The organism is Oligella sp. HMSC05A10 (assembly GCF_001808335.1).
GTDB classification, from domain to species: domain Bacteria; phylum Pseudomonadota; class Gammaproteobacteria; order Burkholderiales; family Burkholderiaceae_B; genus Oligella; species Oligella urethralis.
The window spans coordinates 1-6,660 of sequence record NZ_KV792936.1 but is presented as its reverse complement, the minus strand read 5'-3'; the positions used below and the strand labels follow the sequence as shown (position 1 = coordinate 6,660).

The 6,660-nt window shown below is 46.1% G+C and carries 4 protein-coding genes; all 4 read left to right on the top strand.

The annotated features are described in order from the left end of the window. A partial coding sequence (locus HMPREF3144_RS07860; RefSeq protein WP_070477312.1) for a polyprenyl synthetase family protein occupies positions 1-898 on the top strand: 898 nt, incomplete at its 5' end. 19 nt (positions 899-917) lie between these two features. Beyond that, a complete protein-coding gene (gene ilvD / locus HMPREF3144_RS07855; RefSeq protein WP_036560522.1) occupies positions 918-2,789 on the top strand; it encodes a dihydroxy-acid dehydratase in 1,872 nt (623 codons plus the stop codon). Positions 2,790-2,912: 123 nt separating this feature from the next. Beyond that, positions 2,913-5,870, top strand: a complete 2,958-nt coding sequence (ppc, locus tag HMPREF3144_RS07850) for a phosphoenolpyruvate carboxylase (protein ID WP_083290423.1) — start codon at positions 2,913-2,915, stop codon at positions 5,868-5,870. Between the two features lie 202 nt (positions 5,871-6,072). Then, a partial coding sequence (locus HMPREF3144_RS07845; RefSeq protein ID WP_141742757.1) for a POTRA domain-containing protein occupies positions 6,073-6,660 on the top strand: 588 nt, incomplete at its 3' end.

Here is a 6,660-nt window from a genome sequence, read left to right as displayed (position 1 = left end):
AAATCAAGTTACACAAAATACCTTACACCCTCTTATTGGTTCCGGTGGTAAGCGTCTACGTCCGGCTCTCGTGGTCATGGTGGCCAATGCTCTCGGTTACCAGCAGCGTGATAGGGAGTTCCAGGATCATCATTTGTTAGCAGCGACCATTGAGTTTATTCACACCTCAACATTGCTGCATGATGATGTCGTTGATGAGTCAGATTTACGTCGGGGCCGTGAAACAGCCAATGCCGTTTTCGGTAATGCCGCCAGTGTTTTAGTAGGGGACTATCTGTATTCTCGTTCTTTTGAGATGATGGTGTCGGTAAACCGCATGGAGATTTTGCAGGTGCTATCTCAAGCGACGACGGTGATTGCTGAGGGCGAGGTTCTACAGCTGCTTAATGTACATGACCCTGACGTGTCAGTTGAGCGTTATATGCAGGTGGTACGCTATAAGACCGCCAAGTTATTTGAAGCTTCTGCCGAGGTTGGCGCTATTGTCTGTGATGTTGAGCCGGCGCTCAGAGAAGCTGCTACTACCTATGGTCGTCATATGGGTACTGCCTTCCAACTGATCGATGATGTGTTAGATTATTCAGGTGATGCTGAAGCCTTAGGTAAAAACGTTGGTGATGATCTTCGCGAGGGGAAACCGACCTTACCTTTAATTCACGTCATGAACGAAGGGACTCCTGAGCAAGCCGAGTTGATTCGCAACGCCATTGAGACCGGCGACGCAAACTTTAAAGCAGTCGCTGACGCTATCATATCAACTGATGCGTTGCAGTACACCCGTAAAATCGCAGAAAAAGAGGCTAAGCTCGCGATTGATGCTTTAGATGCTTTCCCTGACTCTATTTACAAACAGTCATTGCTTCAATTAGCACGTTTTGCAATTGAGCGAGATAATTAATTTTCATAAGGATTTAACCATGCCTGCTTATCGTTCTAAAACTTCCACGCATGGGCGTAATATGGCTGGAGCACGCGCTTTATGGCGAGCCACCGGTATTCAAGACAAGGATTTCGGTAAACCGATTATTGCCGTCGTCAACTCATTTGTAGAGTTTGTGCCGGGACACGTTCACTTAAAAGACTTGGGTCAAATGGTGGCTCGTGAAATTGAAGCAGCTGGTGGTATTGCCAAAGAGTTTAATACCATTGCTGTCGATGACGGTATTGCGATGGGTCACGACGGTATGCTGTATTCATTGCCGTCACGTGAGCTGATTGCTGACTCAGTGGAGTACATGATTAATGCGCATTGTGTTGATGCGATGGTATGTATTTCTAACTGCGACAAAATCACCCCGGGGATGTTGATGGCCGCGTTGCGTCTTAATATCCCGGTCGTGTTTGTTTCCGGTGGTCCGATGGAAGCGGGTGTGATGCCTTCTGACGCTAATAGTGGCGAAAAGGTCATCAAGCTTGACTTGGTCGATGCCATGATTAAAGCCGGCGACCCGACTGTTTCTGACGAAGAAACAGAACTCATTGAGCAAAATGCCTGTCCTACCTGTGGTTCATGTTCCGGTATGTTTACAGCCAACTCAATGAATTGTTTAAATGAAGCGCTAGGCCTTGCCTTGCCGGGTAACGGTACGATTGTCGCGACGCACGCCCAACGCAAGGAGCTATTCCTAGAGGCCGGCCGTAAAGTGATGGAATTAACCAAGCGCTATTATGAGGGTGACGACGAATCTGTCTTACCACGCTCAATTGCTACCAAAGCAGCATTTGAAAATGCAATGACCTTAGATGTTGCCATGGGTGGTTCAACCAACACGGTCTTGCATATTTTAGCGGCAGCCCAAGAGGCCGGCGTTGACTTCACTATGAAAGACATTGATCGAATTTCACGTCATACCCCTTGCCTGTGTAAAGTAGCACCGGCCACAGCCGACTACCATATTCAAGATGTACACCGCGCGGGTGGTGTGATTGGTATTTTGGGTGAGTTGGACCGTGCCGGTTTGTTAGATACATCAGTTAATCATATTGCCGGTCAAAATTTGGCTGACGTGTTAAATCGATGGGATGTGATCTCTGATGGACAAGCTGAAGGCACAGAAAAGTTTTATCGCTCGTCGTTTGGTGGCGTACGTACAACCAAGGCCTTTAGTCAGGACAATTATTACAAAGAACTCGACACCGATCGTGCCGGTGGCTGCATCCGTGATAAAGCGCATGCCTATTCAGAAGATGGCGGTTTAGCCGTTCTGTACGGTAATTTGGCACCCAATGGCTGTATCGTAAAAACCGCCGGTGTTGATGAGAGCATTTTGACATTTACCGGTAAGGCCGTGGTTTACGAAAGTCAAGATGCAGCGACTGAAGGTATTTTGGGCGATAAGGTCAAAGAAGGTGATGTCGTCATTATTCGTTACGAGGGACCTAAAGGTGGTCCGGGTATGCAAGAAATGCTTTACCCAACCTCCTACTTGAAGTCCAAGGGCTTAGGCGCCAAAGCTGCATTGCTGACTGATGGCCGATTCTCCGGCGGTTCGTCGGGATTAGTTATCGGTCACGCCTCTCCTGAGGCAGCCGAAGGTGGCAATATCGCTCTCGTTGAAGAGGGCGATAAGATTGAGATCGACATCCCTAATCGTCGTATCAATTTGGCGATTAGGGATGAGGAGTTAGAGCAACGCCGTCAGCGTATGGAAGCGCGTGGTGTCGATGCTTGGAAGCCACTGAATCGCCAACGCTATGTATCACAGGCTTTACGTGCTTATGCTGCGTTAGCTACTTCAGCTGATCGTGGTGCGGTACGTGACGTATCTCAGGTAGAGCGCAGAAAGTAATTTCTGATCGATGATCAATTCGTTGATCATAGCTACCAAAAGAGCGATCACTCGGGTTAGTGTGTCGCTCTTTTTTTATGTCAAAATAACACTATGTATAAATAGGAGTAGGAGTAAACAAGGGTGCTTGCACAAAATGAAAGTCAACGACTAGCGGAGTCTAAGCAGTCCAGTGAAGTGCTATACCAAGAGCTACAGGATGATATTCGCTTCTTGGGGCGCTTATTAGGTTTAAGCATTAAGGAGTCTGAGGGTGAGTCCTTATTTGGTCAAATCGAGCATTTACGACGCACGGCTGTAACCATTCGTCGTGCGGCGGTGAATCACGGCGAAGGCGCTGTCGATGCCGATGAGGCGATGAGACTATTAATTGCTGAAATCGACCAAAAAAGTGATCAGGAGCTAAGGCTGTTAAGCCGTGCATTCAGCTATTTTATGCATCTTGCAAATATCGCCGAGGATAGGTTGCAGCGTCGCTTGGACCATTTAGACCATCAGTTTGAGACACCGAATATGCATGGCTTGAGCGGTACGATAGAGCGTCTCAATAAGCTGGGTGTCAGTAGTGACACTATTTATGAGTATTTAAGTGAGTTAAATATTGTTCCGGTTTTAACGGCACACCCAACTGAAGTGCAGCGCAAAAGTATTTTAGATAGGCATCAGGTCATTTCTGATTCTTTACGCGAATATCACTTGGTCAATGACCATCGACAAAAGGCGGCGATTGCTGAGCGTATCCTAGGGCAGGTTCAGCTGCTTTGGTATACCCGTATGTTGCGTTTTGATACCTTGTCTGTTGAAGATGAAATTGATAATGCGCTGAACTTTTATGAATCCACTTTTTTACATGTGATTCCTCAGCTTTACGCCAAGCTATATAAGTATTTAGCCAAGGATACTGAGGTTGATAGTAATCGAGTGGCGAATTTCTTAACCATGGGCTCTTGGATCGGTGGTGATCGTGACGGAAATCCATTTGTTAATGCGGGTACCTTAAAAACGGCCATATCCAGACAGGCCACGACAATTTTTAATCATTATTTGCGTGAAGTCCATGCGCTTGGTACCGAGCTGTCGCTAAGCGATGCCTTTGCCCCCGCATCACAAGAGTTACGTAAGCTGGCTGAGCGCAGCCATGACCGCTCGCGACATCGCGAAGATGAGCCTTACCGTCGTGCCATGATTGGCATTTATGCCCGTTTGGCAGCAACGGCCAAGCATCTGACAGATGGTCAAGTTGATTTGCCACAGGCAGAGTTTGGGCGTGTGTATGAGGATGTGGATGCTTTCTTGGCTGATCTGAATGTAGTTGCAGCATCTCTAGATACTTATCATGCAGCCAGGGTGATTGATTTGCGCCTGCAAAACTTAATCTATGCCGTTAATGTGTTTGGTTTCCATTTGGCAACAATTGATTTGCGTCAAAGCTCGGATGTACACGAACGTGTTTTAGAAGAGGTGTTTTTGCGCGCAGGTGCGCAGTTTAAGGGTCAAAAGCTTGTCTATAGCCAATTGAGTGAAGAAGACAAGGTTGAGTTATTGCTTAAAGAACTGGCTGAAATACGACCTTTAGTGGCGCCTTGGCAGCAGTTTAGCGAAGAAACCGAGCGAGAATTGGCTATTTTAAAAACCGCTGCGGCAATTCGTAAGCAATATGGTCATAGAGCAATTACGCAAAGTATTGTTTCTCATACCGAAACCCTCAGTGATATGTTGGAACTCTTGCTCCTGCAGCAAGAGACTGGATTAATTGCTATTGAATGTGATGAAGCAGGTGAAGTAAAACCCTTTAAGGCAAATGATGGTTTAATTGTGGTGCCTTTGTTTGAGACCATTCCGGACTTAGAGGCTGGTGCTCAAATTATGGACCAGTGGTTATCGATTCCATGGGTCAAACAGAGGATCATGGAATCTCAAGGCGGTTTACAAGAGGTGATGCTTGGTTATTCCGATAGTAATAAGGACGGCGGTTATTTAACCTCTAATTGGTCTTTATATGAAACAGAGTTGGCTCTGGTCGAGGTCTTTAAAAAGCATGGCGTAGCGATGCGCTTATTCCATGGCCGAGGTGGTTCGGTTGGTCGTGGGGGCGGTCCTACTTATGATGCGATTTTGGCACAACCGGCCGGTACGGTTCAGGGCAAGATTCGCATAACTGAGCAGGGTGAGGTGATTCAGTTTAAGTACAAGACACCGCAAACAGGTTTGTGGAATTTGGAGCAGATCGTAACCGCTACCTTAGAGGCGAGCTTATTGGAGCAAAGTTCTGCGCAAACAGGCGAGGAAGCCTGCACTTTAGATGCTAAAGCGTGCGGTGAGCTTGGTTATCATGCCGTGATGCAGTCGATGTCTCAGCAGTCAGAGCAGGCTTATCGTGAGTTGGTTTATGGTACCGAGGGGTTTGCCAAGTACTTTGTAGAAAGTACTACCGTTCGTCATATCGCGGAATTAAATATCGGTTCTCGACCTGCTTCTCGTAAAGCGGGGCAGCGTATTGAGGACCTCAGGGCGATTCCCTGGACTTTCTCTTGGGCGCAATGCCGTTTGATGATTCCAGGTTGGTATGGCATGGGTACGGCACTTCAGGGTTTTATCGAAGAGGGTGTCGTTAGTGCCGAAGAACGTGACTTTAGTGTCTTGAGTCGTGAGGAGCGTTTAGAAATTCTCCGTACGATGGCTGAGGAATGGCCTTTCTTTAATACGCTTTTATCTAATATGGAAATGGTCTTGGCCAAGACCGATATGGGTATTGGTCGACATTACAGCACCTTAGTGCAGGACGAAGAATTACGCAATACCGTATTTACCAAGATTGAAAATGAGTTCGCTTTGACGCTAAGGTATTTTAAAGAAATCGTTCAGCATGATTTATTGGCTGACAATACTAACCTTAAAAATGCTTTGCAAGAGCGCTTTTTGTATGTCGATCCGCTGAACTACTTGCAGGTTAAATTACTGCATCGTTTGCGTGAAGTTGAGGGTGATACCTTAGACCGTAGTAGTGAGCGTGGTAGTGTGGCACGCTCGATTCTGATGACAATTAATGGCATTGCGACTGGTTTAAGAAATACCGGTTGATTGTGTACTTGTAGCCTAGGATGAAGATAGAGTCGGAGAATTACAACTTTTCCGGCTTTATTTTTTCACTCGAATGTAAATGTAATTCTTAATGGTAATAATTAATTATTAGTGTTAGCTAAAGTAAACGTTCTCTAATGTATACATTATAATTAATTTAAATTAAAATAAAATTATAAGTATTATTAGGGAAACCTTTTTTATGGTTCATTTATCCTCTCATTTTCTAGGGGCGGGGGCGCTTATTGCGTCGACTTTTTTGATGCCGCTTAGCTACGCTCAAAGCAACTCCTCCCCCATTTCAAATGCGGCACAATTTGAAGAGCAACGTCAACAACAACGTGACGCTTTTCAGCAATCACAACTCCAAACACAGGAAGATGTACGCTTAGAGAGCCGTCTTCAAAGTACAGCCTCGGGTACTTTGTCTTCTCTAGGACAAGAGTCACCCTGTTTTCCTATTGAACACGTGGAGTTACAAGGGGATAAGTCAGAGCGCTTTCAATTTGCCTTAGGTGAAGCGATAAAGCGAGCTGAGTTTATGGCGGGCCAATGTATTGGCGTGCAGGGGCTGGAGCTCTTAAGTGTTCATGCACAAAATGCCTTGATTGAGCGTGGTTATACCACTAGCCGGATTGTTTTGGACGCACAGGATCTGAGTCAAGGCACAGTATATTTGACTGTTATTCCCGGTTATATTGGCTCGATTAGGATTAATCATAGCGATAATAACGATAGTTTCTATGGAGGACGCGTTGCTTGGTTACAGAATGAGCTTCCGGCGAGTAGC

Excerpts from the sequence above, each read along its gene's own strand:
- ilvD (WP_036560522.1), top strand. The coding sequence starts at position 918 with ATGCCTGCTTATCGTTCTAAAACTTCCACGCATGGGCGTAATATGGCT.